Origin of the sequence: Kitasatospora sp. NPDC091276 (genome assembly GCF_040684355.1) — a bacterium.
Classification (GTDB): Bacteria; Actinomycetota; Actinomycetes; order Streptomycetales; family Streptomycetaceae; genus Kitasatospora.
In genome coordinates, this window is record NZ_JBFBFU010000012.1 from 47636 (window position 1) to 73524 (window position 25889).

Here is a 25889-nt window from a genome sequence, read left to right on the forward strand (position 1 = left end):
CTGAGCAGGTGGCTAAGTGACGTTCCCGCAGATGCAGATGCCTGGCCCGATGGCGCCGCACGCCGCCTCTGGTGACGTGCTCGGCGGCCTGGGAGACCAGGTGTACAACCGGCTGCTCAACGAGCGGATCATCTTCCTCGGCCAGCAGGTCGACGACGACATCGCCAACAAGATCACCGCCCAGCTGCTGCTGCTGGCCGCGGACCCGGAAAAGGACATCTTCCTTTACATCAACTCCCCGGGCGGTTCGATCTCGGCGGGCATGGCGATCTACGACACCATGCAGTACATCAAGAACGACGTCGTCACCATCGCGATGGGCATGGCGGCCTCGATGGGCCAGTTCCTGCTGACCGCCGGCGCCAAGGGCAAGCGCTTCTCGCTGCCGAACGCCAACATCCTGATGCACCAGCCCTCCGCCGGCCTCGGCGGCTCCGCCACCGACATCCGCATCCAGGCCGAGCAGCTGCTGCGCACCAAGAAGCGGATGTCCGAGCTGATCGCCTTCCACAGCGGCCAGTCCTTCGAGCAGATCACCAGGGACTCCGACCGCGACCGTTGGTTCACGCCGGAGGAGGCCCTGGAGTACGGCCTGATCGACGCGATCATGCACAGCGCCGCGGACGTCCCCGGCGGCGGCGGCACGGGCGCCTGAGCCTCGGCCCGGCCCACGAGACCACAGCCACAACGCCCCGGAGGACAAGAACCCCCATGAACATCCCCAGCCTGTCGGCCGCCCAGGCCCGCGTCGAGGACATGCGCGCCGAGGGTCGCTACATCGTCCCGCGCTTCGTCGAGCGCACCACGCAGGGCATCCGCGAGTACGACCCGTATGCCAAGCTGTTCGAGGAGCGCATCATCTTCCTCGGCTCGCAGGTCGACGACGTCTCGGCGAACGACATCATGGCGCAGCTGCTGTGCCTGGAGTCGATGGACCCGGACCGCGAGATCCAGATGTACATCAACTCGCCCGGCGGCTCGTTCACGGCCCTGACGGCCATCTACGACACCATGCAGTACGTGAAGCCGGACATCACCACGGTCTGCATGGGCCAGGCGGCCTCCGCCGCGGCCGTGCTGCTCGCGGCCGGCACCCCCGGCAAGCGGATGGCGCTGCCGAACGCCCGCATCCTGATCCACCAGCCGTACACCGAGACGGGCCGCGGCCAGGTGTCCGACCTGGAGATCCAGGCCAAGGAGATCTTCCGGATGCGCGAGCAGCTGGAGCAGATGCTCTCCAAGCACTCCAACAAGCCGGTGGAGCAGGTGCGCGAGGACATCGAGCGCGACAAGATCCTCACCGCCGAGGAGGCCCTGGAGTACGGCCTCGTCGACCAGATCATCTCCACCCGCAAGACCTCGCTGACCTCCTGAGGCCGGCACCCTCCGAGGCGGGGCGCGCATCCTGCGTGCGCGCCCCGCTCCGGTTCGTCGGCGGCCTCCGCAACGGCATCTGTTCGGTATCAATTCGCCCAGGGCGTAGGGCAGACCCGGCGAAGAGGACGGAATCAGGGGCCCGGCAGAGTACCGTCGGATAGCGAGACCGATCGCCGTCGGCGTTGACGGTCCACAGCACCAGGCCCCGGAACCCCTGCGGGGCCCCTGGCGAAGGGGAAGCACCTCGTGGCACGCATCGGAGACGGTGGCGACCTGCTCAAGTGCTCGTTCTGCGGCAAGTCGCAGAAGCAGGTGAAGAAGCTGATCGCCGGCCCAGGCGTGTACATCTGCGACGAGTGCATCGACCTGTGCAACGAGATCATCGAGGAGGAACTCGCCGAGACCTCCGAGGTGCGCTTCGAGGAGCTGCCGAAGCCGCGGGAGATCTACGAGTTCCTGGACCAGTACGTGGTCGGCCAGGACCTCGCCAAGAAGGCGCTGTCGGTGGCGGTCTACAACCACTACAAGCGCGTCCAGGCCGGCGAGGCGGGCCGCAGCGGCGGCAACGGCCGCGAGGACGCCATCGAGCTGGCCAAGTCCAACATCCTGCTGCTGGGCCCCACCGGCTCCGGCAAGACGCTGCTGGCGCAGACCCTGGCCCGGATGCTCAACGTGCCGTTCGCGATTGCGGACGCCACCGCGCTGACCGAGGCCGGGTACGTCGGCGAGGACGTCGAGAACATCCTGCTCAAGCTGATCCAGGCGGCCGACTACGACGTCAAGAAGGCCGAGACCGGGATCATCTACATCGACGAGATCGACAAGGTCGCGCGCAAGAGCGAGAACCCGTCGATCACCCGGGACGTCTCCGGCGAGGGCGTGCAGCAGGCGCTGCTGAAGATCCTGGAGGGCACCACCGCCTCGGTGCCGCCGCAGGGCGGGCGCAAGCACCCGCACCAGGAGTTCATCCAGATCGACACCACCAACGTGCTGTTCATCGTCGGCGGCGCGTTCGCCGGCCTGGAGCGGATCATCGAGGGCCGGGCCGGCGCCAAGGGCATCGGCTTCGGCGCCAACATCCGCTCCAAGCGGGAGTCGGACGCCAGCGACCACTTCCGCCAGGTGATGCCCGAGGACCTGGTGAAGTTCGGCATGATCCCCGAGTTCATCGGCCGGCTGCCGGTGATCACCAGCGTGCACAACCTGGACCGCGAGGCGCTCCTGCAGATCCTCACCGAGCCGAAGAACGCGCTGGTCAAGCAGTACCGCAAGCTCTTCGAACTGGACGGCGTGGAGCTGGAGTTCTCCCGGGACGCGCTGGAGGCGATCGCCGACCAGGCGATCCTGCGCGGCACCGGCGCGCGCGGCCTGCGGGCCATCATGGAGGAGGTGCTGATGTCCGTGATGTACGAGGTGCCCTCGCGTCAGGACGTCGCCCGTGTGGTGGTCACCGGGGACGTGGTCTCCAAGCACGCCATCCCCACCCTCGTCCCGCGCGACATGATCAAGCGCGAGCGGCGCGAGAAGAGCGCCTGACCCGCGCCCGCCGTGTCCGAAAGGGCCCCGCACCGACCGGTGCGGGGCCCTTCGGCGTTTCCCGGTGCCCGGAGGGTCACCGGCGGTTCCCGGTGGACTACTTGGGGACCTCGGCGACCGCGCGCAGGTCGCGGGTGTCGGCGGCGAGCTTGTCCAGGTCCGGCTTGGCGCTCGGGTCGGCCACCGTCATGACCATCACCAGGCCGCTGCTGTCGGCCCAGGAGCAGATGCCCATCGTGGTCCCGGCCTCGCTCTCGCCGCCGACGACCGCGGCGCACTCCATCGCGCCGCCCTTGGGGCCGGCGTCCACCACGTGCCGGTCGCTGAGCTTGCGACCGGTGGAGGCCATGCCCTGGAACGCCTGGTCCAGTTCCTGCTTCGGCGCCAGGACCTTGCCGTAGCCCCCGAACACGACCAGCTGAGGCTCCGACTGCGCGTTCTGGTAGAGGGCGCCCACCCCGGTGGGGTTCCAGTTGCCGTCGCCCTTGCCGAAGCTGGAGGTGAGCCCCTTCTCCAGGGTGTCGGCGACCTGGGGGTCGTCGCTCTGGCGCAGGTCCTTGAACGTGGCCGGCAGGACGATCTTCTGGGTGCCCGCGTTGCTGGCGACGTCGTAGACGAAGTAGGCGAGCGTGCCGCCGCCCAGCAGGACGAAGGCGCCGACGACGCCGAGCACGGTCCAGAGCGTCTTGCGGGACTTGCGCGGCGGCGGCACCGGCGGGTAGGCGCCGTACCCCGGGTAGGCACCCGGCTCGCCGACCGGCGGGTAGCCGGGCGGCGGGCTCTGCGGCGGGATGCCGCCGTAGCCCGGCGGGGCCGGCGGGGGCGGCGGTGCGTCGTGTCCCGGCTGCGGCGGGGGGCCGTAGGGGTTCTGCTCGGTCACGCGAGGCCTCTCTGATGGCGATGCCCGGGTGCCGCCCGGCGCGGCCGGTGGCGGCGGGGACGTGGTGCTGACGTGGTGGTGACGTGTGGTGGCGCGGCGGGGCGGTGCCCGGGTTACTTGGCGACGACCATGGCGTCGCGGATCGCCCGGGTCCTGTCCGCGGCCTGGGCCGGGGTGAGGCCCTGGACGCCGCCGGTCAGGCTGATCTTGCTGAAGGTGATCCGGCCGGTGGTGGACTTGTCCGCCCACACGCAGACCGTGGGCCCGGCCTTGCCCGCGATGACGCCGGCCACGCCGCAGGCGAGCTTCGCCGAGGAACTGTGACCGTCCTGCGCCGGGAAGTCCGTCAGCGGCGTGGTCCAGGTCAGCCCGCCGGTGTCCTTCTTCGAGTCGTCGATGATCTGGCCGGGGTCGTTGAGCTCCCCGTAGACGCCGACCACGGAGAGCGTGTCGAGCGCGTCGGAGCCCTTGCTGTAGCTGGCCGCCAGCACGGTGAGGTTCTTGCCGAACTTCGCCGCCTCGGGCTTGGCCGGGTCGACGGCCTCCTCCTTGGCCGACTTCTGGGTGTAGCCGTCGGGCAGCGACTGCGGCGCGGAGATCTTGTACTGGCCGCCCTGGTCGTCGCCGAGGAACTTCCACGCGGCGAAGCCGCCGCCGCCCAGCACCAGCGCGCCCACGACCAGGCCGACCACCAGGCCGGTCCGGCCCTTCTTCGGCGGCGGCGGGTAGCCCGGCTGGCCGTACGGGGCCTGCGGCGGGTAGCCGTACGGGGGCTGCGGGGCGCCGTACGGCTGCTGCGGGGCACCGTGGGGCGGTTGGGGAGCGCCGTAGGGCTGGCCGTCCTGCGGCGGGTAGCCGTACTGGGGCGGCTGCTGCGGGGCGCCGTAGGGCGGCGGTGGCTGCGGCGGGCCGTACGGGGGCTGGCCCCCGTACGGCTGAGGCTGTCCCTGCGGTTGTCCCTGCGGATACTGCTGGCCCTGGCCGTACATCTGCGTCCGTGCTCCCCCGCCGCACCCGCGGCCTGTCGTCGTGTCGTCCCGGGGTCCGTGCGGACGCCGGACGAGTGCCCGGGAACGGTACCGTACGGTGTCCGCCACCGAGCCGATCGGGCGGGTCGCGTCCGCGCGGAGAAAGCGGTTCGTAACACGTGCCCGCGGTTACGTAAACTGTGCGTCGTGACCGACACGACGAACCAGCACCCCGTGAGCACCTTTGCCGGGGACGAAGCAGCAACTCTCCCGACGACCTACACCCCCGCGGACGTAGAGGGCGAGCTGTACGAGCGCTGGGTAGAGCGTGGCTACTTCACCGCGGACGCCAAGAGCGACAAGCCCCCGTTCACCATCGTCATCCCCCCGCCGAACGTGACCGGCAGCCTGCACCTGGGCCACGCCTTCGAGCACACGCTGATCGACGCGCTGGTCCGCCGCAAGCGGATGCAGGGCTACGAGGCGCTGTGGCAGCCCGGAATGGACCACGCCGGCATCGCCACCCAGAACGTGGTCGAGCGCGAGCTCGCCAAGGAGGGCAAGTCCCGCCACGACCTGGGCCGGGAGGCCTTCGTCGAGCGCGTCTGGAAGTGGAAGGCGGAGTCCGGCGGCCAGATCTCCGGCCAGATGCGCCGCCTGGGCGACGGTGTGGACTGGTCCCGCGAGCGATTCACCATGGACGAGGGCCTGTCCCAGGCCGTCCAGACCATCTTCAAGAAGCTCTTCGACGACGAGCTGATCTACCGGGCCGAGCGCATCATCAACTGGTGCCCGCGCTGCCTGACCGCCATCTCGGACATCGAGGTGGAGTACCAGGACGACGACGGCGAGCTGGTCTCGATCCGCTACGGCGAGGGCGACGCCTCGATCGTCGTCGCCACCACCCGCGCCGAGACGATGCTGGGCGATACCGCGGTCGCCGTCCACCCGGACGACGAGCGCTACCGCCACCTGGTCGGCACCGAGATCGAGCTGCCGTTGACCGGCCGTCGGATCCCCGTGGTCGCCGACGCCCACGTCGACCCGGAGTTCGGCACCGGCGCCGTCAAGGTGACGCCCGCGCACGACCCGAACGACTTCGAGATCGGCCAGCGGCACGGCCTGCCCTCGGTCGCCGTCATGGACGAGCACGCGGTCATCACCGTGCACGGTCCGTTCCTCGGCCTGGACCGGCTGGAGGCCCGCTCGGCGATCGTCGCCGCGCTGCGCGCCGACGGCCGGATCGTCGCCGAGAAGCGCCCGTACGTCCACTCGGTCGGCCACTGCTCGCGCTGCAAGACCACCATCGAGCCGCGGCTGTCCATGCAGTGGTGGGTCAAGGTCGGCCCGCTCGCGAAGGCCGCCGGCGACGCGGTCCGCGACGGCAAGGTCAAGATCCACCCGCAGGAGATGGAGAAGCGCTACTTCGACTGGGTCGACAACCTGCACGACTGGTGCATCTCGCGCCAGCTGTGGTGGGGCCACCGCATCCCGGTCTGGTACGGCCCGAACGGCGAGGTCGTGTGCGTCGGCCCGGACGAGCAGCCGCCCACCGGCGAGGGCTGGCACCAGGACAACGACGTCCTGGACACCTGGTTCTCCTCCGGACTGTGGCCGTTCTCCACGCTCGGCTGGCCGGAGCAGACCGAGAGCCTGGCGAAGTTCTACCCGAACTCCGTCCTGGTCACCGGCTACGACATCCTGTTCTTCTGGGTCGCCCGGATGATGATGTTCGGCCTCTACGCGATGGACGGCACCCCGCCGTTCCACACCATCGCGCTGCACGGCATGGTCCGTGACCAGAACGGCAAGAAGATGTCGAAGTCCTTCGGCAACGTGGTCAACCCGCTGGACTGGATGGACAAGTACGGTTCGGACGCGCTGCGCTTCACGCTGGCGCGCGGTGCCAACCCGGGCGTCGACGTGCCGATCGGCGAGGACTGGGTCCAGGCGGCCCGCAACTTCGCCAACAAGATCTGGAACGCCACCCGCTTCGCGCTGATGAACGGCGCCACCGTCGAGGGCCCGCTGCCCGCGCCGGAGGAGCTGACCGCGACCGACCGCTGGATCCTGTCGCGTCTGAACAGCACCGTCGCCGAGGTGGACGCGCTGTACGAGGACTACCAGTTCTCCAAGCTGTCCGAGGCGCTGTACCACTTCGCCTGGGACGAGGTCTTCGACTGGTACGTCGAGCTGTCCAAGACCACCCTGGCCAAGGGCGGCCCGCAGGCCGACGCCGCGCGCCGGGTGCTCGGCGAGGTCCTGGACGTCACGCTGCGGCTGCTGCACCCGATCGTGCCCTTCGTCACCGACACCCTGTGGACCACGCTCACCGGCGCCGAGTCGCTGGTCATCGCCGACTGGCCGACGGACAGCGGTTACCGCGACGCCGAGGCCGAGGCCGAGATCGCCACGCTGCAGCAGGTGGTCACCGAGGTCCGCCGGTTCCGCTCGGACCAGGGCCTCAAGCCGGGCCAGCGCGTCCCGGCGGAGCTGGAGCTGGACGGCACCGTGCTGGCCGTCCACGAGGACGCGATCCGCTCGCTGCTGCGGCTGACCGTCCCCGAGGAGGGCTTCGCGGCCACCGCCTCGCTCCCGGTCGCCGGCGCCACCGTCGCGCTCGACCTCTCCGGCACCATCGACGTCGCGGCGGAGCGCAAGCGCCTCGCCAAGGACCTCGCGGCCGCCGAGAAGGAGAAGGCGCAGACCACGGCCAAGCTCGGCAACGAGGCGTTCCTCGCCAAGGCGCCGGACGAGGTGGTCGCCAAGATCCGGGGCCGCCAGGAGGCCGCCGAGGCCGACATCGCCCGGATCACCGCCCAGCTCGCGGCGCTGCCGCAGGGCTGAGCCCGTACCGGTCCGTGAGGGGCCGCACTCCGCGACGCGCGGGGTGCGGCCCCTCCGGCGTTTCCGGGCGGCTCGGCCGGGCACGGCGGCGGTGTTCTTTTTGCTACGCCTAATAGCCCAGCAACATTGCTCCCTTCCGGCGAATATTCATCCTGGACCGGGTGAGGTCCTATTCCTTCCGAATTCATTCCGGTCTTGCCCGCGCGGGTTCGCGGAAGTTTGCAGGTCGGATGTGTACGGTGTGCACGGAGTTTCTGACGGGTGTTTCTGCTGAGCGTTCCTGCTGAGCCGACGGACGGGAGGGCATGGCGTGGTGGTGACCGAGGAATTGGCCGACGAACTTCCTGCCGAGGCGGTGGAGGAGGCCAAGGCCAGGGCGGCGACCCTGCTGCTGGCGTTCCGCCACGGCAACCAGCTCGCCTTCGACCACGAGCTGGACCTGCTCCTCGCCGAGCGCGCCGAGCGCGAGGTGACCACGCTGCTCGCCTGGATCGCCGCCGAGGCCGTCCGCAAGGCGTACGCGCCCGAGGTCGGCGACCGGGTGCTGCGGGCGATGGCCCGGCGCGCCCCGGCCGACAACGGCGCGGTCGCGGTGGACGAGGAGAGCGCGGACGCCGCCCGGCTGATCGAGGCGGTGGCCGCCGGTGAGGTGGCCGAGGTGCGCGGCCTGGTCGCCTCGACGGCCGACACCACCTTCCTGCTCGGCGGTCTGCTCCAGGGCGTCGCGATGATGCTGCCGCTGCTGCCCGAGGGCGAACTGGCCGAGATCACGGCCGAGTTGCGCCGCCGGCACGGTGGGCCCGCGGCACACGTCCCGGAGGCCCGGGCCGGGGTCTGAACCCCGGTCCGGGCAGGGGGCGTCACGGCATGGCGTGCAGGTGCGCGCCGATGGTGCCCGCGACCGGGTTGCCCGCCTTGGCGTCCCAGTTGGTCGACCAGGTCATCGCCCCGCCGATGCCCGGCCAGGTGGTGTCGGGCTTGTAGCTGCCGCAGTTGGTGCCGGTGGCCAGGCAGTCCAGCGCGTTGTCGACCACGCTCGGGCTGACGTACCCGCCGCCCGCCGCGCTGGTGGAGGCCGGCACGCCGAGCCCCACCTGGTCGGGCCGCAGCCCGCCCTTGAGCTGGATGCAGGCCAGCCCGGTGAGGAAGTCCTCGGTGCCCTGCGAGTAGACGTTGCCGTCGCAGCCGTTCATCGCACCGGAGTTGTAGTACTGCATGTTGACGATGGTGAGGATGTCCTTCACGTTCAGCGCCAGCTTGAAGTACTCCATGCCGGTCGACTGCATGTCGATGGTCTGCGGCGCCATGGTGAGGACGAACCCGCTGCCGCTCTTCGCCGCCAGCGAGTGCAGCGCCTGGCCCAGGTAGGCGGCGTTGACGCCGTTCTCCAGGTCGATGTCGATCCCGTCGAAGCCGTAGCCCTGCATCAGCGCCCACGCGGTGCTCGCGAAGTTGGCCGCCGAGGTCGGGTCGCTCACCGACACCGTGCCGTTCTGCCCGCCGACCGAGAGCACCACCTTCTTGCCGGCCGCCCGCTTGGCCGCGATGTCGGCCTTGAACTGGGCGTCGGTGTAGCCGCCGAGGCGGGAGGAGAGGGCGGGGTCCAGGGTGAAGCCCAGCCCGCCCGGTGTGGTGGTGGCGTCGGCGAAGGAGACCGCGATGATGTCGTAGGCGGCCGGGACGTCGCTGATCCGCTGGACGGTGGCGCCGTTGTCGAAGTTCTGCCAGTAGCCGGTCAGGATGTGTTTGGGCAGGCCGGGAGGCTTGCCGGTCGAGGTGGCGGTCGGGCTTGCGGTGCCGGTGTCCGTGGGGGAGGGGCTGCCGGTGGGGCTCGGGGACGTGGTGGAGGTCGGGCTCTGGGAGGGCTGCGGGCCGCCCGGGCCGATCAGCGAGACGTCGTCGGCGAGGAAGGCGGGCTGCCCGTACCAGCCGTGCAGGTAGACGGTGACGCTGGTGGTGCCCGGGCCGGTGGTGAAGCCGGTGCTCAGCTGGGCCCAGCCGGTGGAGTTCGTCCAGGTGCCGGGGTCGGTGCCGCCGGTGCCGCGGGCGCCCAGGTAGACGTACGAGCCCTGGACCCAGGAGCTCAGCGTGTACGTCGAGGAGGGCTGTACGGCGACGGTCTGGGTGCACTCGCCGGTGTCGCCCGAGCCCGGGGTGGACTGCAGGGCGTAGCGGCCGGAGTGCGCGGTCGCGCTCTGGACGGCGCCGTTGCCGCAGGACCAGCCGGACAGGGTGCCGGTCTCGAAGCCGCCGTTGGTGATCAGGTCGGGGTCGGCGGCCTGGGCGCCGGTGCCGGTGGCGAGGGCGAGTCCGCTCAGGCCGAGGGCGACGGCGCAGGCCCCGGCGAGCAGGGTGTGGACGGCGCGCGGGCGCCGGTGTCTGGCAGGTGGCATGACTCCATCTCCTGTGGGGGAGGCCCGGCGGCGCGCCTGGGTGGTGGGGGTGGAGCGCCGTCCGGGGTGTCGATGGTGCGCGTGCGGGAGCTACCGACAACTCAAGTCCCTGTCGGGGGAGGAGACTTGACTCACAAGGTGGAGTAGACCAATCCGGCTGTCAAGAGGGCGCTAGGCGGCCGACGGCCGTGCCTTGGAGTCGGTTGCTCCGGGCTCGGCCGGCTCGGCGACCGCGGCGGTGAGCGCGGCGATCCGCGCCGAGGCCAGGCCGTCGCCGTACGGGCTCGGGGTGGCCGCGAGCAGGGCGAGCCGCTCGGGGGTGTCGGCCAGCCAGGCCCGGGCCAGCGCGCCCAGGTCCTCGTCGGGGCCCACCAGCGCGGCGAAGCCCGCCGCCACTGCCTCCGGACGCTCGGTGGAGCGGCGCACCACCAGGAGCGGGCGGCCGAGCACGGTGCACTCCTCCTGCACGCCGCCGGAGTCGGAGACCAGCAGCGCGGCGTGGCTCGCCAGGCCCAGGAAGTCGGCGTACCCGACCGGCCCGGTGACGGCCAGGCGCTCCAGCAGGGCGTCCAGCGCGAAGCGCTCGACGGCGGCCCGGGTACGCGGATGCATCGGGAACAGCACCGGGGTGCCCGCCCGGGCGATCCGGTCCAGTTCGGCCAGCACGGCGCCCAGTGCCTCGGCGGTGTCGGTGTTCTCCGGGCGGTGCACGGTGGCCAGCACGTAGCCGTCCGGGCGCAGCCCGTGCGCGGCGAGCAGTGCGGCGCGGTCGGCCGCGGCCGGCAGCTGGCGGCGGACCACCTCGACGACGGTGTTGCCGGTGAGCGCGATCCGCTCCTCGGCGAGGGCCTCGGCGCGCAGGTTGGCGACGTTGTCCCCGGTGGCGGCGCAGAGCAGGTCGGAGACGTGGTCGACCATCACTCGGTTGTGCTCCTCGGGCATCGCCCGGTCGAAGCTGCGCAGCCCGGCCTCGACGTGCACCAGCGGGATCTCCCGGGCGTTGGCGGCCAGCGCCCCGGCGAGGGTGGCGTTGGTGTCGCCCTGGACGACCACGGCGGCGGGGCGGTCCTCGGCGAAGGCGGCGTCCAGCTGGCCGAGGGACTGGGCGATCTGGCCGGCCCGGGGGCGCCCGCCGACGCCGGTGAGCAGCTCGGGGCGGGGCAGGTCGAGGTCGCGCAGGAAGCGGCCGGACATCGCCTCGTCCCAGTGCTGGCCGGTGTGCACCAGGCGGGTGGCGCCGCCGAGTTCGTGGATCAGCGGGGCGAGCTTGACCAGTTCGGGGCGGGTGCCGAGGACGACGGCGACGCTGGCGGGGGGAAGGCACATGCTCATGGGGAGGCTCCGAGGGGGTGGGGCTGCTCAGGACTCAGGCGCGGGGCTCGGGCGCGGGGCGCAGGACCGGGGCTCAGGACTCGAGGGCGGTGGGGGCGCCGAGGGCGACCTTCTCGGCGTTGCGCCGGGTCTTGGCCCAGCCGTTGCGGCCGAGCAGCATCCGGGCGGCGGCCCGGGTGGCGACCACGAAGAGGTGGTAGGCGTAGAGCCAGATCAGGACGCCCCAGAGCAGCCCGGTGAGCCGGCCGCGGTCGGGGTGGACGAGCCGGCGGTAGGCGAAGCCCCAGAGCATCATCGGCAGGGCGGCGACCGCGAAGGCGAGCAGCATCCACGGGCCGAACCTGACGTGGAAGTCGGCGGTTTCGGCGGGGAAGAGCACCAGCCCGGCCGCGGTGATCCCGAGCGAGAGCGGGAACAGCAGGACCAGCAGGACGCAGACGACGGGCTGGAGGAAGGTGTACAGCACCTCGGCCTTGCCGGACCAGGTGTAGAAGGGGGAGCGCAGCACCCGGCCGGTGTAGCGCAGGCACTGCATGTTGCCCTGGGCCCAGCGGGTGCGCTGGGTGAGGAAGCGGCGCAGCGAGATCAGGCCCTCCTGGGAGACCTGGGTCTCGGTGACGTGGGTGAGGCGCCAGCCGGCCAGGCGCAGGTCGAGGCCGGACTCGTAGTCCTCCAGCAGGGCGCGCTCGGGCCAGGGGCGGCCGGCCCGGCCCTCCTCGGCGGTGAGCGAGTCGAGGGCGGTGAGGCGGACGAACTGGCCGTTCCCGCCGAGGCCGACGCTGCCGGTGCGGCGGCGCAGCAGCTGCATGCCGGCGTTGTTGGCCTGGAACTCGACGTCCTGCATCCGGACCAGGGCGCGGGCGAACGCGTTGGCGGCGCGGCCGCGGCCGGGCAGCGGGAGTTCGTCGTCGGCGTTGCGCATCCGCACGCCGATCTGGACGGCGCCGGTGTCGGGGCGGCCGAGTGCCTTGTCGTTGCAGACCTGGGGGAGGGTGTCGGGGTCGAGCCGTCCGTCGGCGTCGACGACGCCGATCACCACGCGGGAGCGGTCGGTGCCCTCGGGCAGCCAGGCGGTGATCTCGCGGTAGGCGGCGTTGAGGGCGGCGCCCTTGCCGATCCGGGCGTGCGGGCGGCGGCGCTGGACGAGGTGGACGCGGTCGTCGTGGGCCGCGGCGGCGAGGACGAGGTCGCGGGTGGCGTCCTCGCTGTCGTCGTCGATCACCCACAGGTGGGCCTCGGGTGCGTTCTCGCGCAGGCCGGCCAGGGTCTGGGTGACCACGGCCTCCTCGTCGCGGCAGGGGATCACCAGGTGCCACTGGAAGGCGGCCGGGTCGCCGGGCTCGGCGGGCCGGTTGTGCCGGAAGGCGTGCCGGGAGCCGGCCCAGTACAGGAGGAAGCGTCCGAAGACGAAGGCCATGTAGCCGACGAGCGCCAGTGAGACCAGTCCGGCGAACCAGACGACGGCGTCCTGGCGGAGCACGATCCAGTCGTGCAGAGCGTCGGGCATGGCGTGGTACTCCTCATGATCAAAGGCGGTGCGGCTCCAGGGGGTGCGAATCGATGCTTCATTGCGGTTCAAACTCGCCAAAGAGATAGTAAAGGGGGCAAATTGGAAACCCCGACCAAAGTGGTCGTTCTCACCCCGTGAGGACGGCCCGCCAACCCTCCGTAGACTGTGGTCGTGAGTGACAAGGCCGACCCGAACCCGTACACCCTCCGTCCCGCCGACGGCGACACCGACGACACCCTGCGCGATGTCGAGGTGGAGCTCTCCAAGCGCTGGCCGGAGAACAAGCTGGAGCCCTCGCTCGACCGGATCGAGGCGCTGATGGACATCCTGGGCCAGCCCCAGCGGTCCTTCCCCTCCATCCACATCACCGGGACCAACGGCAAGACCTCCACCGCCCGGATGATCGAGCAGCTGCTCAACACCTTCGAACTGCGCACGGGCCGCTACACCAGCCCGCACGTGGAGAGCGTCACCGAGCGGATCAGCCTGGACGGCGCCCCGATCACCCCCGAGCGCTTCGTCGAGGTCTACCGCGACATCGAGCCGTACGTGCAGATGGTCGACGCGGCGCAGCCGGTGCCGATGTCCTTCTTCGAGGTGCTGACCGGCATGGCCTACGCCGCCTTCGCCGACGCTCCCGTGGACGTCGCCGTGGTCGAGGTCGGCATGGGCGGCTCCTGGGACGCCACCAACGTCATCGACGCCGCCGTCGCCGTGATCACCCCGATCGGGCTGGACCACACCGACAAGCTCGGCGAGACCACCGGCGAGATCGCGGTCGAGAAGTCCGGGATCGTCAAGTCCGGAGCCGTCGCCGTCGTCGCCCAGCAGCAGCTGGACGCCGCCCAGAACATCCTGCGGCGCGCCGTCGAGGTCGACGCCACGGTGGCCCGCGAGGGCATGGAGTTCGGCGTGATCCGCCGTGAGCTCGGCGTCGGCGGCCAGCTGGTGACGCTGCGCGGGCTCGGCGGCGAGGAGTACGAGGACGTCTTCATCCCGCTGCACGGCGAGCACCAGGCGCACAACGCGGTGCTGGCGCTGGCCGCGGTCGAGGCCTTCTTCGGCGTCGGCGGCGCCCGAGGCGGGCAGCTCGACGTGGACAAGGTCCGCCAGGCCTTCTCCGGCGTCTCCTCGCCCGGCCGCCTGGAGGTCGTCCGCCGCAGCCCCACGATCATCCTGGACGCCGCGCACAACCCGCACGGCGCCCGCGCCACCGTCGCCGCCCTGGGCGAGTCCTTCGGCTTCACCCGGCTCGTCGGCGTGATCGGCACTTCCGGGGACAAGGACGTGGCCGGCGTGCTGGAGGCCTTCGAGCCGATCCTCGCCGAGGTCGTCATCACCCAGAACTCCACCCACCGCGCGATGGACGTCGACGAGTTGGCGGCGCTGGCCGTCGACATCTTCGGCGAGGACCGCGTCCAGGTCGAGCCCCGGCTCGACGACGCCATCGCGGCGGCCGTCACCCTCGCCGAGGAGGAGGGCGACCTCGGCGGCGCCGGGGTGCTGGTCACCGGTTCGGTCATCACGGTGGGCGAGGCCCGCCTGCTGCTCGGGAGGAAGTGACATGAGGACCCTCTGCTCCTCGACCCTGATCGGCGAGGCGCTCCTGGCCATGTTCGCCGCGCTGGTCGCGATGCAGCTGTCCAGCGTCTCCACGGCCACGATCTGGATCGTCACCGGGATCGTCATGGCGCTCTGCATCGCGCTCTGCGGCATGATCAACCGCCCGGGTGCGGTGGCCGTCGGCTGGGCGCTGCAGATCGGACTGATCGCCAGCGGCTTCATCCTGCCGACCATGTTCGGCCTCGGCGCGGTCTTCGCCGGCCTGTGGTGGTGCTCGGTGCACTACGGCCGCAAGGTGGACGAGTTCAAGGCCGCCCGGGCCGCCGCCGAGGCGGCCGCCGTACCGGTCTAGGGCCCGGACCGGCGGGCCGACACGCCGCACACGCAAGGTAATCTCTGCCGTGTCGGCTCCCGCCCGTCGGCCCGACTGCCTTGCCGTACCGAATCCCCAGGAGACGCACCGTGTCCCAGCGCACTCTCGTCCTGCTCAAGCCCGACGCCGTCCAGCGTGGCCTGGCCGGCGAGATCATCAGCCGCATCGAGCGCAAGGCCGGCTGGCGGCTCACCGCCGTCGAGCTGCGCACCTTCGACCGGGCGACGCTGGAGCAGCACTACGCGGAGCACGTCGGCCGCCCGTTCTACGAGCCGCTGCTGGAGTTCATGACCTCCGGCCCGTCGATCGCGCTGATCGTCGAGGGCGAGGAGGTCGTCCGCGGCATCCGGATGCTGGCCGGTGCGACCAACCCGCTGGAGGCCGGGGCCGGCACCATCCGCGGCGACTACGCGACGATCACCCGCGAGAACCTGATCCACGCCTCGGACTCCCCGGAGTCGGCCGAGCGCGAGATCAAGATCTTCTTCCCGGCGCACGCCTGAGTCCAGCCGGGCGACACGCCCGAGGGACCTTGGCACTGCCCCGGTCGGGACCATTGGCCCGGCCGGGGCACTTTTATCGTGAAATAAGCAACCAGTGGCGCCGACACGGCGTCCCAATGCCCGGAGAAGCGAACACGCTCCGGACAATGGACGGTATGCCCCGCATCGACGTCCGTACCGCGCCGCGTGACTACGATGGACGCGACTCAAGGGCCCGGTAAGGCAGCTCAGCTGGCTCCGCCCGAGCGTGGGCGCGCTCTCGTCCCACCCCCATGAACTCCGAGCCCGGGAAGGCAACCACACCCCATGGCGAGCAACCTGTCGTTCATCGGCCGCGACTTGGCGATCGACCTTGGAACTGCCAACACGCTGGTGTACGTCAGGGGCAAGGGGATCGTCCTCAACGAGCCGTCCGTCGTCGCGGTGAACACCAACACCGGCGGCATCCTGGCGGTCGGTGCCGAGGCGAAGAAGATGATCGGCCGGACGCCGGGCAACATCGTCGCCATCCGCCCGCTCAAGGACGGCGTGATCGCCGACTTCGAGATCACCGAGCGGATGCTCCGCTACTTCATCCTCAAGATCCACCGCCGCCGCTACCTCGCCCGTCCCCGGGTCGTGGTCTGCGTGCCCTCCGGCATCACCGGGGTCGAGCGCCGCGCCGTGATCGAGGCCTCCTCGCAGGCCGGCGCCCGCCAGGTGCACATCATCGAGGAGCCGATGGCCGCCGCCATCGGCGCCGGGCTGCCCGTCCACGAGGCCACCGGCAACATGGTCGTCGACATCGGCGGCGGCACCACCGAGGTCGCGGTCATCTCCCTCGGCGGCATCGTCACCGCCCAGTCCATCCGGGTCGCCGGCGACGAACTGGACAACGCGATCGTCCAGCACATCAAGAAGGAGTACTCGCTGCTCCTCGGCGAGCGCAGCGCCGAGCAGATCAAGATGAGCATCGGCAGCGCCTTCGGCCTGGAGGGCGAGAAGGACGAGCACGCCGAGATCCGCGGCCGCGACCTGGTCAGCGGCCTGCCCAAGACCGTGGTCATCTCCGCCGCCGAGGTCCGCGAGGCCATCGACGAGCCGGTCAACTCGATCATCGACGCCGTGAAGACCACCCTCGACCAGTGCCCGCCCGAGCTGGCCGGCGACGTGATGGACCGCGGCATCGTGCTCACCGGCGGCGGCGCCCTGCTGCGCGGCCTCGACGAGCGGCTGCGCCGCGAGACCGGCATGCCGATCCACATCGCCGAGAACCCGCTCGACTCGGTCGCGCTCGGCTCCGGAAAGTGCGTCGAGGAGTTCGAGGCGCTCCAGCAGGTACTGGACGCCTCCCCGCGCCGTTAGCACCACCGAGACATCCGACACTCAACTGAACGGGCTGCCGCCCGGGCCCCACAGCCCGGGCGGCCGACCAGGTACGAAGGGGCAGTACCAGCACCGTGAGGGACACACGAGAGAGCCGGCTGCTGCTCATCCTGCTGGTGGCCGTCGCCTTCGCACTCGTCACCGTGGACATCAAGGGCGGTGAGAGCTCCCCCCTCGGCGGTGCCCGACACGCCGCCGCCAGCGTCCTCGGTCCGGTCGAGCGCGGCGCCGCCACCGTCGTCGACCCGGTCGCCGACACCGTCCGGGCCTTCCGCGACGCCGCGTCCAACAACGGCCGCACCGACCAGCTCGCCCGCGAGAACACCGAACTGCGGCAGAAGCTCGCCTCCTCCGACATGGCCACCGGGCGCACCAAGCAGCTCGACGACCTGCTGCGCACCGCCGGCGCCGGCGGCTACACCGTCAAGGCCGCCCAGGTCATCGCGATCGGCCCGGCCCAGGGCTTCTCCTGGACCATCACCATCGACGCCGGCAGCGACGACGGCCTCACCCGCGACATGACGGTGATCAACGGTCAGGGCCTGGTCGGCCGGATCACCACCGTCGCCCCGACCACCGCCACCGTGCTGCTCGCCTCCGACCCCGGCTTCTCGGCCGGCACCCGGCTGGAGGCCAGCGGCGAGATCGGCTTCGCCTCCGGCGGCGGCACCAGCCCGATGAAGGTCTCGCTGCTCAACGGCAAGGCCCAGGTCAAGGCCGGCGACCGGCTGGTCACCTTCGGCTCGCAGAGCGGCCGCCCGTTCGTGCCCGGCGTGCCGGTCGGCAAGGTCGTCGAGGTCGAGGCCACCCCGGGCCAGCTGACCAAGACCATCCTGGTCGAGCCCTTCGTCCAGTTCACCCGGCTGGACCTGGTCGGCGTGGTGGTCGTGCCGCCGCGCGCCGACCCGCGCGACGCCGTCCTGCCGCCGGCCCCCGCCCAGGGACAGGCCGCCCCGGCCCCGGCCGCGCCCGCCGCCCCGCCCGCCAAGCCCACTGGGGGGAACTGAGCCATGCGCCTCGCCCGCATCCCCGTCTCCGCCGGCCTGATCCTGCTCGGCCTGATCCTCCAGGTCAGCGTCTTCGGCCGGCTCCAGCTCCCGGGGGCCACCCCGGACATACTGCTGCTCGTCGTGGTCGGCCTGGCCCTGGTCTACGGGCCGTCCGGCGGCTGCGTGGTCGGCTTCTCGGCCGGCCTGCTCGCCGACCTCGCGCCGCCCTCCGACCACGCGATCGGCCGCTACGCGCTGGTGCTGTGCCTGATGGGCTACGCCGCCGGGCTGCTGCGCCCGGACCACGGCCGCCAGCGGTCGGTGTCCAGCGCGCTGATGGTGGTGGCCGCCGCGGCGGTCGCCTCCACCCTGCTGTACGCGATGGTCGGAGCCCTGGTCGGCGACACCGCGGCCCGGCACGTCGGCCTCGGCGGCCTGGTGGTCAGCGCCCTGCTGTACGACGTGCTGCTGGCGCCGTTCGTGGTGCCGCTGGTGATGCTGGTCGGCCGCCGCTTCGGGCGCGACCCGGTGACCGCGGCCACCGATGACGACGAGGGCGGCTCCGGTCTGGGCACGCTGGCCCGCTACCGCACCACGCGCGAGGCCTCGGCCGGCCCGTCCTACAAGAAGCGGCGCATGCCCGGCTTCGCCCGGCGCCCGTAACCGGCCCGGCCCCCGACCTCCCGACTTCCCGCATCCTGGAGCGCACGAGACGTGAGCAACATCCCCGAGACCGGCCGTACCCGGCGGGTGACGATCCGTCTGGTGGTGCTGCAGATCCTGGTCCTGTCGCTGCTCGCCACCCTCGGCGGGCGGCTGTGGTACCTGCAGATCCGCAACGCCAGCGTCTACACCGCCAAAGCGACCGGCAACCACATCCGCGAGGTGGTCGAACCGGCCGTCCGCGGCGAGATCCTGGACGCCTCCGGGCGGATCCTGGCCGGCAACGAGGCCCGGCTGGTGGTCTCGGTCAGCCGCACCTCGCTGTTGCAGCAGAAGGACGGCGGCAAGGCGGTGCTCGGCCGGCTGGCCGAGGTGCTGGGGATGCCCGCCAAGGACGTGCAGGAGAAGACCCGGCTCTGCGACGCCAAGACCCCGCAGCCCTGCTGGAACGGCTCGCCCTACCAGCCGATCCCGGTCACCAAGGAGGCGACCACCCAGCAGGCGATGCAGATAATGGAACGCCGCGAGGACTTCCCCGGGGTCACCGCGCAGCCCACCGCCGTGCGCCGCTACACCGGCGCCGAGGGCGCCAACATGGCCCAGGTGCTCGGCTACCTCTCGCCGGTCACCGACGAGGAGGTCAGCAAGACCGCCTCCAAGTCCGGCCTGGACCGCTACCTGCCGGCCGACCAGATCGGCCGGGCCGGTCTGGAGTCGGTGTACGACCGCGACCTGCGCGGCACCGCCGGCATCACCCAGCTGGAGGTGGACAACCTCGGCCGGGTGATCGGCACCGCCGGCACCGCCGCCCCGCAGACCGGCAACAACCTGGTCACCAGCATCGACGCCCGGGTGCAGAAGGTGGTCGAGGACAACCTGGCGCAGGCCATGGCCGACGCCCGGAAGACCTTCGACAAGGTCACCAACCGCAACTACGAGGCCGACTCCGGCGCCGCCGTGGTGATGGACGTCCACACCGGTCGGATCGTCGCGATGGCCAGCGCGCCGACCTACGACCCCAACCTCTGGGTGGGCGGCATCACCGGCAAGGACTACCAGTCGCTGACCAGCAAGGACTCCAACTTCCCGCTGCTGAACCGGGCCATACAGGGTCAGTCCGCCCCCGGCTCGACCTTCAAGGTCGTCTCCACCACCGCCGCCGTGGAGGCCGGCTACTCGCTGGACGGGACGTACGCGTGCCCGAAGAGCATGACCATCGGCGGCCGCGAGTTCAAGAACTTCGAGAGCGAGAACTTCGGCTCCATCTCCCTGGAGAAGGCGCTGGAGGTCTCCTGCGACACCGTCTTCTACGGCCTGGCGTACGACCAGTGGATGAAGGACGGCGGCATCAAGCCGAAGAAGGAGCCGGGCGACTGGTTCTTCAAGACCGCCCACCAGTTCGGCCTCGGCGCCAAGACCGGCATCGACCTGCCCAGCGAGGTCACCGGCCGGGTGCCGGACCGGCAGTGGAAGCAGTCCTTCTACGACAACAACAAGGACGCCTGGTGCGCGCAGGCGCAGAAGGGCGGCACCAGCTTCTCCGACCAGATCGCCAAGGAGAACTGCGTCGACGGCTACCAGATGCGCGCCGGTGACGCCGTCAACTTCGCGATCGGCCAGGGCGACACGCTCGTCACCCCGGTCCAGATGGCCCGGATCTACTCGGCGCTGGCCAACGGCGGCACCTTCTACCGGCCGACCGTCGCCAAGGCGGTGATAAGCCCGAGCGGGGACCTCGTCCGCGAGATCGCCCCGCACGAGGACGGCAAGTTCCCCGGCTCGCAGAAGCTGCTGAGCTACATCGACCAGGCCACCGCGGGCGTCATCACCGGCGGTACCGCCGCCTGGAAGTTCTCCGGCGCCGGCTGGCCGCAGAACAAGATCGAGCTGCACGCCAAGACCGGCACCGCCGAGGTCGAGGGCAAGCAGACCACCTCCTGGCTGACCACGTACAGCAAGGACTACGCGGTCGTCATGACGATAAGCCAGGGCGGCACCGGCTCCGGCGGCTCCGGCGACGCCGTCCGCCGGATCTACCAGGCGCTGTACGGCGTCGACGACAAGGGCAACATCGACAACGGCAAGGCGCTGCTGCCCGCGCCGCAGGCCGAACTGCCGAAGTTCAACCCGGACGGCACCGCGATCGTCAAGCCGGCGGCCTACACCGGCAACACCGGCAACACCGGCAACACCGGCAACACCGCCAACACCGGCAACACCGCCAACACCGGCAACACCGGCAACACCGTCGACCCGGCGCAGGCCGTCGCGGGCCCGGGCCTCCTGGCGTCGCCGGACCAGGCGCAGGGTGTGCCCGGACCGGCGCCGGCCTTCCTGGAACAGGTGCCGGGCGAGCCCGCCCCGGCCTCGGCCTTCCTGGACCCGGCGCAGCCGAACGACCTGCCCGCCCCGGGCACCGCGGCCGAGGCCGCACTCGAACCGAACCGCGGCCCGGGAAGGGGGCGGGCATGACCTCCTACGGCTCCTACCGGCAGCTGCGGCTGAGCCCGCAGCGCAGCGGGGTCTCCAAGGCCCTGGCCAAGGACTCGCCGCTGTGGCGGCTGGACTGGATACTGCTGCTCGCCGCGCTGGCCCTGTCGCTCGGCAGCTCCCTGCTGGTCTGGTCGGCCACCCGCGGCCGGGACTCGCTCACCCACGGCGACCCGCAGTACTTCCTGTACCGGCACCTGACCAACCTGGTCGTCGGGCTGGTGCTGTGCTCGGTGGTGATAGGGATAGGGAGCCGGCGCTTCCGCACCCTCGTGCCGTTCCTGTACATCGGCGTGATCCTGATGCTGCTCGCCACGCTCAGCCCGCTGGGCTCGACCATCAACGGCGCGCACTCCTGGATCCAGCTGGGCGGCGGCTTCTCCATCCAGCCCGCCGAGTTCGCGAAGCTGGCGATCGTGCTGGCGATGGCGGTCGTGCTGTCCGACCAGGTGGACGCGGGGGAGCGGGAGTACCCCTCGCACCGGGCGGTGTTCCGCGGCCTGGTCTGGGCCTTCCTGCCGATGTGCGTCGTGCTGCTGATGCCGGACGCCGGCTCGGTGATGGTGATGGCCGCGATCGTGCTGGGCATCCTGCTCGGCTCGGGGGCGGCCAACCGCTGGGTGCTCGGGCTGCTGGTGGCGGGCACCGGCGGGTGCGTGGCGATCTGGAAGCTCGGGGTGCTGAGCAAGTACCAGATCGACCGCTTCGCGGCCTTCGCCAACCCGCAGCTGGACCCCTCCGGCGTCGGCTACAACACCGCGCAGGCCCGGATCGCGATCGGCTCGGGCGGGCTGACCGGCAAGGGGCTGTTCCACGGGACGCAGACCACCGGGCAGTTCGTGCCGGAGCAGCAGACCGACTTCGTGTTCACGGTGGCCGGTGAGGAGCTGGGCTTCGTCGGGGCGCTGGCGATCATCCTGCTGGTCGGCGTGGTGCTGTGGCGGGCCTGCCGGATCGCCCGGCAGGCGACCGACCTGTACGGGACGATCGTGGCCGCGGGGATCATCGCCTGGTTCTCCTTCCAGGCCTTCGAGAACATCGGGATGTGCCTGGGCATTATGCCGGTGGCGGGCATCCCGCTGCCGTTCGTCTCCTACGGGGGGTCGTCGATGTTCGCGGTCTGGATCGCGATCGGGCTGCTCCAGGCGGTCCGCAGCCAGCGGCCGATAGCGGCCTGAGCCGACTGTCCGTCCGCGCGTCCGTCTGCGCGTCCGTCCGTCGAGGGTCGGCCCGGGAATCTCTCGGGTCGGCCCTCGGTGGTTTCCAACCGGACTCTGTGGGTGGGTAGTTGCTGCCCGGTTGTGGCGGACCTCGGCCCCGGTCAGAGCAGGCGGTCGGCGGCGGTGAGTGCCGCGCGGACCTGGTGGGCCAGCTGCTCCTGGACCGGCACCCAGCGGGCGCCGAAGCGGTGGTGAAGCAGGCCCAGGCCCTCGGTGACGATGTCGCGGGCCCGGCCCCGGGCCGCCTCCACGGTCGGACCGCCGGTGTCCGCCAGCAGCCGCAGCACCGTCGACGCCACCCGCAGCGGGATCCGGGCCGCGACGATCTCGGCGGTGGTCACCCGGGACACCGTGAGCGGCTCGGCGCACCAGCGGGCCAGCCACTCCTCCGCCACCGACGGGCAGAACTCCAGGGTGAACCCGGCCGCGCGCACCAGCGCGCCGTGCGCCGCCCGGGTGTGCGCGGGCACGTGGGCCAGCAGCCCGGAGAGCTCCTCGGCGCGCTCGCGCAGCGTCCGGGCCGCGGCGCCGACCGCCCGGTCCGCCGCCGGGTGCGGACGGCCGTCGCCGACCGCGTCCACGGCCCACATCGGCACCTCCAGCACGGCCGTCACCCCGCCGTGACGGCCGGCGTACGACCAGGTGGACAGCTCCGGCTCGTCCGGCAGCGCCCGTGACCGGCCCGCGCCGTCCGCCGAGGGCATCAGATAGGTGCCGGGGAAGGGGCTGGCCCAGCCGACCGCGTCGAAGGGGTCGACGTCCAGCGGGATGCCGGCCCGGCGCACCGAGGCGGCGAAGAGCTCGGGCAGCCCGGGCACCGGAGCGGTCAGCTGGATGAAGGCGCCGCCGAAGTCCACCCCGTGCATCGAGCACTGCAGGAACGGGCGCAGCTCGTCGATCAGGCCGGTCAGCGCCAGGCTCTCCGGCATCGGGGGCCGGCCCGCGTCGGCGGCCGGCAGCAGTTCGGGCTGCTCCTCGAACGAGGGGCGGAAGAAGTGCTCGTAGTGCCGGCGCACGGTGAGCGGCCCGTCCAGCCAGCCCGCGTTGAGCGCGGCGCCGTCCGGGTCCAGGCAGAGCAGCAGGTGCCAGGACAGGCCGGGCCGGGTGGGGCGCGCCAGCAGCACCTCGGCCAGCCGCAGGGCGCCGGCCGTGCCGATCGGCTCGTTGGGGTGCGGGCCGCCGACGACCAGCACCGCGCGCGGGCCCCGGTCGACGGACAGCAGCAGCAGCGGGCGCCCGGCCCGCGAGCGGCCCACCTCGCGCAGCCGGCACCGCTCCGGGTGGCGCAGCGCGAGCCGCCGGGCCGCGGCCTCGGCCTGGGCCGGCGCGGGGTAGCGGGCGGCCCGGCTGCCGAGGGGCCGGGGCGGGCGGACCCGCCGGTCGGTGTCGGTCATGGCTCTCCTAGGGCGTGGCCGCGTGGCCGCGCGGCCGCCTGGCTTGTCGGGCCGCCGGGGCGCCGGGCCGCCGGGGCGCGCGGGGGCGCCGACGGACGCGGCCTGCGGGGCCGGGGCCCTGCGCGCCGGGGACGGGTCGCCGGGGGAGTCGGCGAGGGTTGAGCGTACGGCCCAACTCCCCTGTCCGGAAGGGGTGCAGAGGTCTCTGGCGAGGCCCTGTCAGTACCGCATGGGTGGTCCGAGCATGTCAACGGCGGACGGCGCCGGGCGGCGGGCGCGCACTGCGCGTGCCGGGGCGGGCCGGGGAGGGGCGGCCGCGCCGGAGCGCGGGCGGGTGCCCGGGCCGGGCGTCGGTGAGCCCGGGGGTGAGCCAGCGGGCCTTTCCCCGGATTGGGCTACCCTTGAGGGTCACCCCTCCCCGCCGTCGCCTGCCGATGCGCGCGGCACCGAATCACGTCGTAAGGGTTCCTAGTACATGACTGTCGAATCGGTCTTCCCACGCCTGGAGGCCCTCCTCCCGCACGTCCAGAAGCCGATCCAGTACGTCGGCGGCGAGCTCAACTCGACCGTCAAGGACTGGGACGCCTGCGACGTCCGCTGGGCGCTGATGTACCCCGACGCCTACGAGGTCGGCCTGCCCAACCAGGGCGTCATGATCCTCTACGAGGTGCTCAACGAGCGCGAGGGCGTGCTCGCCGAGCGCACCTACAGCGTCTGGCCGGACCTCGAAGCGCTGATGCGCGAGCACGACGTCCCGCAGTTCACCGTGGACGCGCACCGCCCGGTGAAGGCCTTCGACGTGTTCGGCCTGTCGTTCTCCACCGAGCTCGGCTACACCAACATGCTGACCGCGCTCGACCTGGCCGGCATCCCGCTGGAGGCCAAGGACCGCACCGACGAGGACCCGATCGTCCTGGCCGGCGGCCACGCCGCGTTCAACCCCGAGCCGATCGCGGACTTCATCGACTGCGCGGTGGTCGGCGACGGCGAGCAGGCCGTGCTCGACATCACCGAGCTCGTCCGCGGCTGGAAGGCCGAGGGCCGCCCGGGCGGCCGCGACGAGCTGCTGCTGCGCCTCGCCCGTACCGGCGGGGTGTACGTGCCGAAGTTCTACGACGTGGAGTACCTGGCCGACGGCCGGATCGGGCGCGTCGTGCCGAACGCCCCGGGCGTGCCGTGGCGGGTGTCCAAGCACACCGTGATGGACCTCGACGAGTGGCCCTACCCGAAGCAGCCGCTCGTCCCGCTCGCGGAGACCGTGCACGAGCGGATGTCCGTGGAGATCTTCCGCGGCTGCACCCGCGGCTGCCGCTTCTGCCAGGCCGGCATGATCACGCGCCCCGTGCGGGAGCGAAGCATCACCGGCATCGGCGAGATGGTGGAGCGCGGGCTGAAGGCGACCGGTTTCGAGGAGGTGGGCCTGCTGTCGCTGTCCAGCGCCGACCACACCGAGATCGGGGACATCGCCAAGGGCCTGGCCGACCGCTACAGCGACGACAAGATCGGCCTGTCGCTGCCGTCCACCCGCGTCGACGCCTTCAACATCGACCTCGCCAACGAGCTGTCCCGCAACGGCCGCCGCTCGGGCCTCACCTTCGCCCCCGAGGGCGGCAGCGAGCGCATGCGCAAGGTGATCAACAAGATGGTGTCGGAGGAGGACCTGATCCGCACCGTCGCCACCGCCTACGGCAACGGCTGGCGCCAGGTGAAGCTGTACTTCATGTGCGGCCTGCCCACCGAGACCGACGAGGACGTGCTCCAGATCGGCGCGATGGCGAAGAACGTCATCCAGAAGGGCCGCGAGGTCACCGGCCAGAACGACATCCGCTGCACCGTCTCCATCGGCGGGTTCGTGCCCAAGCCGCACACCCCGTTCCAGTGGGCCCCGCAGCTGTCCGCCGAGGCCACCGACGCCCGGCTGGCCAAGCTGCGCGACTCGATCCGCGGCGACCGCAAGTACGGCAAGAACATCGGCTACCGCTACCACGACGGCAAGCCCGGCATCGTCGAGGGCCTGCTGTCCCGCGGTGACCGCCGCATCGGCGCCGTCATCCGCGCCGTCTACGAGGACGGCGGCCGCTTCGACGGCTGGCGCGAGCACTTCTCCTACGACCGCTGGATGGCCTCCGCCGAGAAGGGCCTGGCCGGCACCGGCGTCGACGTCGACTGGTACACCACCCGCGAGCGCACCTACGAGGAGGTGCTGCCCTGGGACCACCTGGACAGCGGCCTCGACAAGGACTGGCTCTGGGAGGACTGGCAGGACGCCCTGGAGGAGGTCGAGGTCGACGACTGCCGTTGGACCCCGTGCTTCGATTGCGGCGTGTGCCCGCAGATGGACCTCAAGATCCAGATCGGTCCCACCGGGAAGAAGCTGCTGCCGCTGGCCGTGGTCAACGGGGCTGACCCGCAGGGCTAGTTGATGGCGCGGGTGGCGCGGATCGGGTGGGTCCGGGCCGCGTGACGTGCTCGAAGTGACGGATGGA

General features: G+C 71.6%; 20 protein-coding genes. 14 read left to right on the forward strand and 6 right to left on the reverse strand.

The window, feature by feature from the left end; translation table 11 throughout:
* The first annotated feature begins 37 nt into the window (after positions 1-37).
* From AB0O19_RS16890 to clpX, 3 genes are all read left to right on the forward strand, one after another.
* The gene (locus tag AB0O19_RS16890) at positions 38-655 is read left to right on the forward strand and encodes an ATP-dependent Clp protease proteolytic subunit (RefSeq protein WP_360211667.1); all 618 of its coding nucleotides are present in this window, start codon (positions 38-40) and stop codon (positions 653-655) included.
* 56 nt (positions 656-711) lie between these two features.
* A complete protein-coding gene (locus AB0O19_RS16895; RefSeq protein WP_350886164.1) occupies positions 712-1374 on the forward strand; it encodes an ATP-dependent Clp protease proteolytic subunit in 663 nt (220 codons plus the stop codon).
* A 249-nt stretch (positions 1375-1623) separates the two neighbouring features.
* Entirely contained in the window at positions 1624-2913 is a 1290-nt protein-coding gene (clpX, locus tag AB0O19_RS16900) for an ATP-dependent Clp protease ATP-binding subunit ClpX (RefSeq protein WP_063347569.1), read from the forward strand.
* Positions 2914-3010: 97 nt separating this feature from the next.
* Here the strand turns inward: clpX and AB0O19_RS16905 are convergent, their stop codons facing one another.
* The gene (locus AB0O19_RS16905; RefSeq protein ID WP_363586431.1) at positions 3011-3793 is read right to left on the reverse strand and encodes a hypothetical protein; all 783 of its coding nucleotides are present in this window, start codon (positions 3791-3793) and stop codon (positions 3011-3013) included.
* Between the two features lie 113 nt (positions 3794-3906).
* The gene (locus tag AB0O19_RS16910) at positions 3907-4782 is read right to left on the reverse strand and encodes a hypothetical protein (RefSeq protein WP_363620227.1); all 876 of its coding nucleotides are present in this window, start codon (positions 4780-4782) and stop codon (positions 3907-3909) included.
* Between the two features lie 213 nt (positions 4783-4995).
* On the opposite strand from AB0O19_RS16910, the gene AB0O19_RS16915 reads away from it, so the two are divergent.
* Both AB0O19_RS16915 and AB0O19_RS16920 read left to right on the forward strand, forming a co-directional pair.
* A complete protein-coding gene (locus AB0O19_RS16915) occupies positions 4996-7608 on the forward strand; it encodes a valine--tRNA ligase (protein WP_363620416.1) in 2613 nt (870 codons plus the stop codon).
* 316 nt (positions 7609-7924) lie between these two features.
* On the forward strand, positions 7925-8446 hold the full coding sequence (locus tag AB0O19_RS16920; RefSeq protein WP_350878266.1) for a hypothetical protein: 522 nt from the start codon (positions 7925-7927) through the stop codon (positions 8444-8446).
* A 22-nt stretch (positions 8447-8468) separates the two neighbouring features.
* Here AB0O19_RS16920 and AB0O19_RS16925 read toward each other — a convergent pair whose 3' ends face one another.
* The 3 genes from AB0O19_RS16925 to AB0O19_RS16935 form a co-directional block, all read right to left on the reverse strand.
* Positions 8469-10001: a glycosyl hydrolase family 18 protein gene (locus AB0O19_RS16925; protein ID WP_363620229.1), complete on the reverse strand. Its 1533-nt coding sequence runs from the start codon at positions 9999-10001 to the stop codon at positions 8469-8471.
* 171 nt (positions 10002-10172) lie between these two features.
* Positions 10173-11327: a UDP-N-acetylglucosamine 2-epimerase (non-hydrolyzing) gene (gene wecB, locus AB0O19_RS16930; protein WP_363620418.1), complete on the reverse strand. Its 1155-nt coding sequence runs from the start codon at positions 11325-11327 to the stop codon at positions 10173-10175.
* A gap of 79 nt (positions 11328-11406) precedes the next feature.
* Positions 11407-12840, reverse strand: a complete 1434-nt coding sequence (locus AB0O19_RS16935) for a glycosyltransferase family 2 protein (RefSeq protein ID WP_363620231.1) — start codon at positions 12838-12840, stop codon at positions 11407-11409.
* Between the two features lie 174 nt (positions 12841-13014).
* Here AB0O19_RS16935 and AB0O19_RS16940 point away from each other — a divergent pair, with 174 nt between their 5' ends.
* The 8 genes from AB0O19_RS16940 to rodA all read left to right on the forward strand — a co-directional run bounded on the left by AB0O19_RS16940 (position 13015) and on the right by rodA (position 21967).
* The gene (locus AB0O19_RS16940) at positions 13015-14406 is read left to right on the forward strand and encodes a folylpolyglutamate synthase/dihydrofolate synthase family protein (RefSeq protein WP_363620233.1); all 1392 of its coding nucleotides are present in this window, start codon (positions 13015-13017) and stop codon (positions 14404-14406) included.
* A gap of 1 nt (position 14407) precedes the next feature.
* The gene (locus AB0O19_RS16945; RefSeq protein WP_363620235.1) at positions 14408-14758 is read left to right on the forward strand and encodes a DUF4233 domain-containing protein; all 351 of its coding nucleotides are present in this window, start codon (positions 14408-14410) and stop codon (positions 14756-14758) included.
* 110 nt (positions 14759-14868) lie between these two features.
* On the forward strand, positions 14869-15282 hold the full coding sequence (gene ndk, locus AB0O19_RS16950) for a nucleoside-diphosphate kinase (RefSeq protein WP_063347562.1): 414 nt from the start codon (positions 14869-14871) through the stop codon (positions 15280-15282).
* Positions 15283-15600: 318 nt separating this feature from the next.
* On the forward strand, positions 15601-16626 hold the full coding sequence (locus tag AB0O19_RS16955; protein WP_031076009.1) for a rod shape-determining protein: 1026 nt from the start codon (positions 15601-15603) through the stop codon (positions 16624-16626).
* Positions 16627-16721: 95 nt separating this feature from the next.
* Positions 16722-17654, forward strand: a complete 933-nt coding sequence (gene mreC / locus AB0O19_RS16960; RefSeq protein ID WP_363620237.1) for a rod shape-determining protein MreC — start codon at positions 16722-16724, stop codon at positions 17652-17654.
* A gap of 3 nt (positions 17655-17657) precedes the next feature.
* On the forward strand, positions 17658-18299 hold the full coding sequence (mreD, locus tag AB0O19_RS16965; protein WP_363586423.1) for a rod shape-determining protein MreD: 642 nt from the start codon (positions 17658-17660) through the stop codon (positions 18297-18299).
* Positions 18300-18350: 51 nt separating this feature from the next.
* On the forward strand, positions 18351-20771 hold the full coding sequence (gene mrdA / locus AB0O19_RS16970; protein ID WP_363620238.1) for a penicillin-binding protein 2: 2421 nt from the start codon (positions 18351-18353) through the stop codon (positions 20769-20771).
* A complete protein-coding gene (gene rodA, locus AB0O19_RS16975) occupies positions 20768-21967 on the forward strand; it encodes a rod shape-determining protein RodA (RefSeq protein WP_363586421.1) in 1200 nt (399 codons plus the stop codon). Before mrdA ends, rodA begins: the two co-directional genes overlap by 4 nt.
* Positions 21968-22110: 143 nt before the next feature.
* Here rodA and AB0O19_RS16980 read toward each other — a convergent pair whose 3' ends face one another.
* Positions 22111-23403, reverse strand: a complete 1293-nt coding sequence (locus tag AB0O19_RS16980) for a M14 family zinc carboxypeptidase (protein WP_363586420.1) — start codon at positions 23401-23403, stop codon at positions 22111-22113.
* A 475-nt stretch (positions 23404-23878) separates the two neighbouring features.
* Between AB0O19_RS16980 and AB0O19_RS16985 the strand changes: the two genes are divergently transcribed.
* The gene (locus AB0O19_RS16985) at positions 23879-25822 is read left to right on the forward strand and encodes a TIGR03960 family B12-binding radical SAM protein (RefSeq protein ID WP_363586419.1); all 1944 of its coding nucleotides are present in this window, start codon (positions 23879-23881) and stop codon (positions 25820-25822) included.
* Positions 25823-25889: the final 67 nt, after the last annotated feature.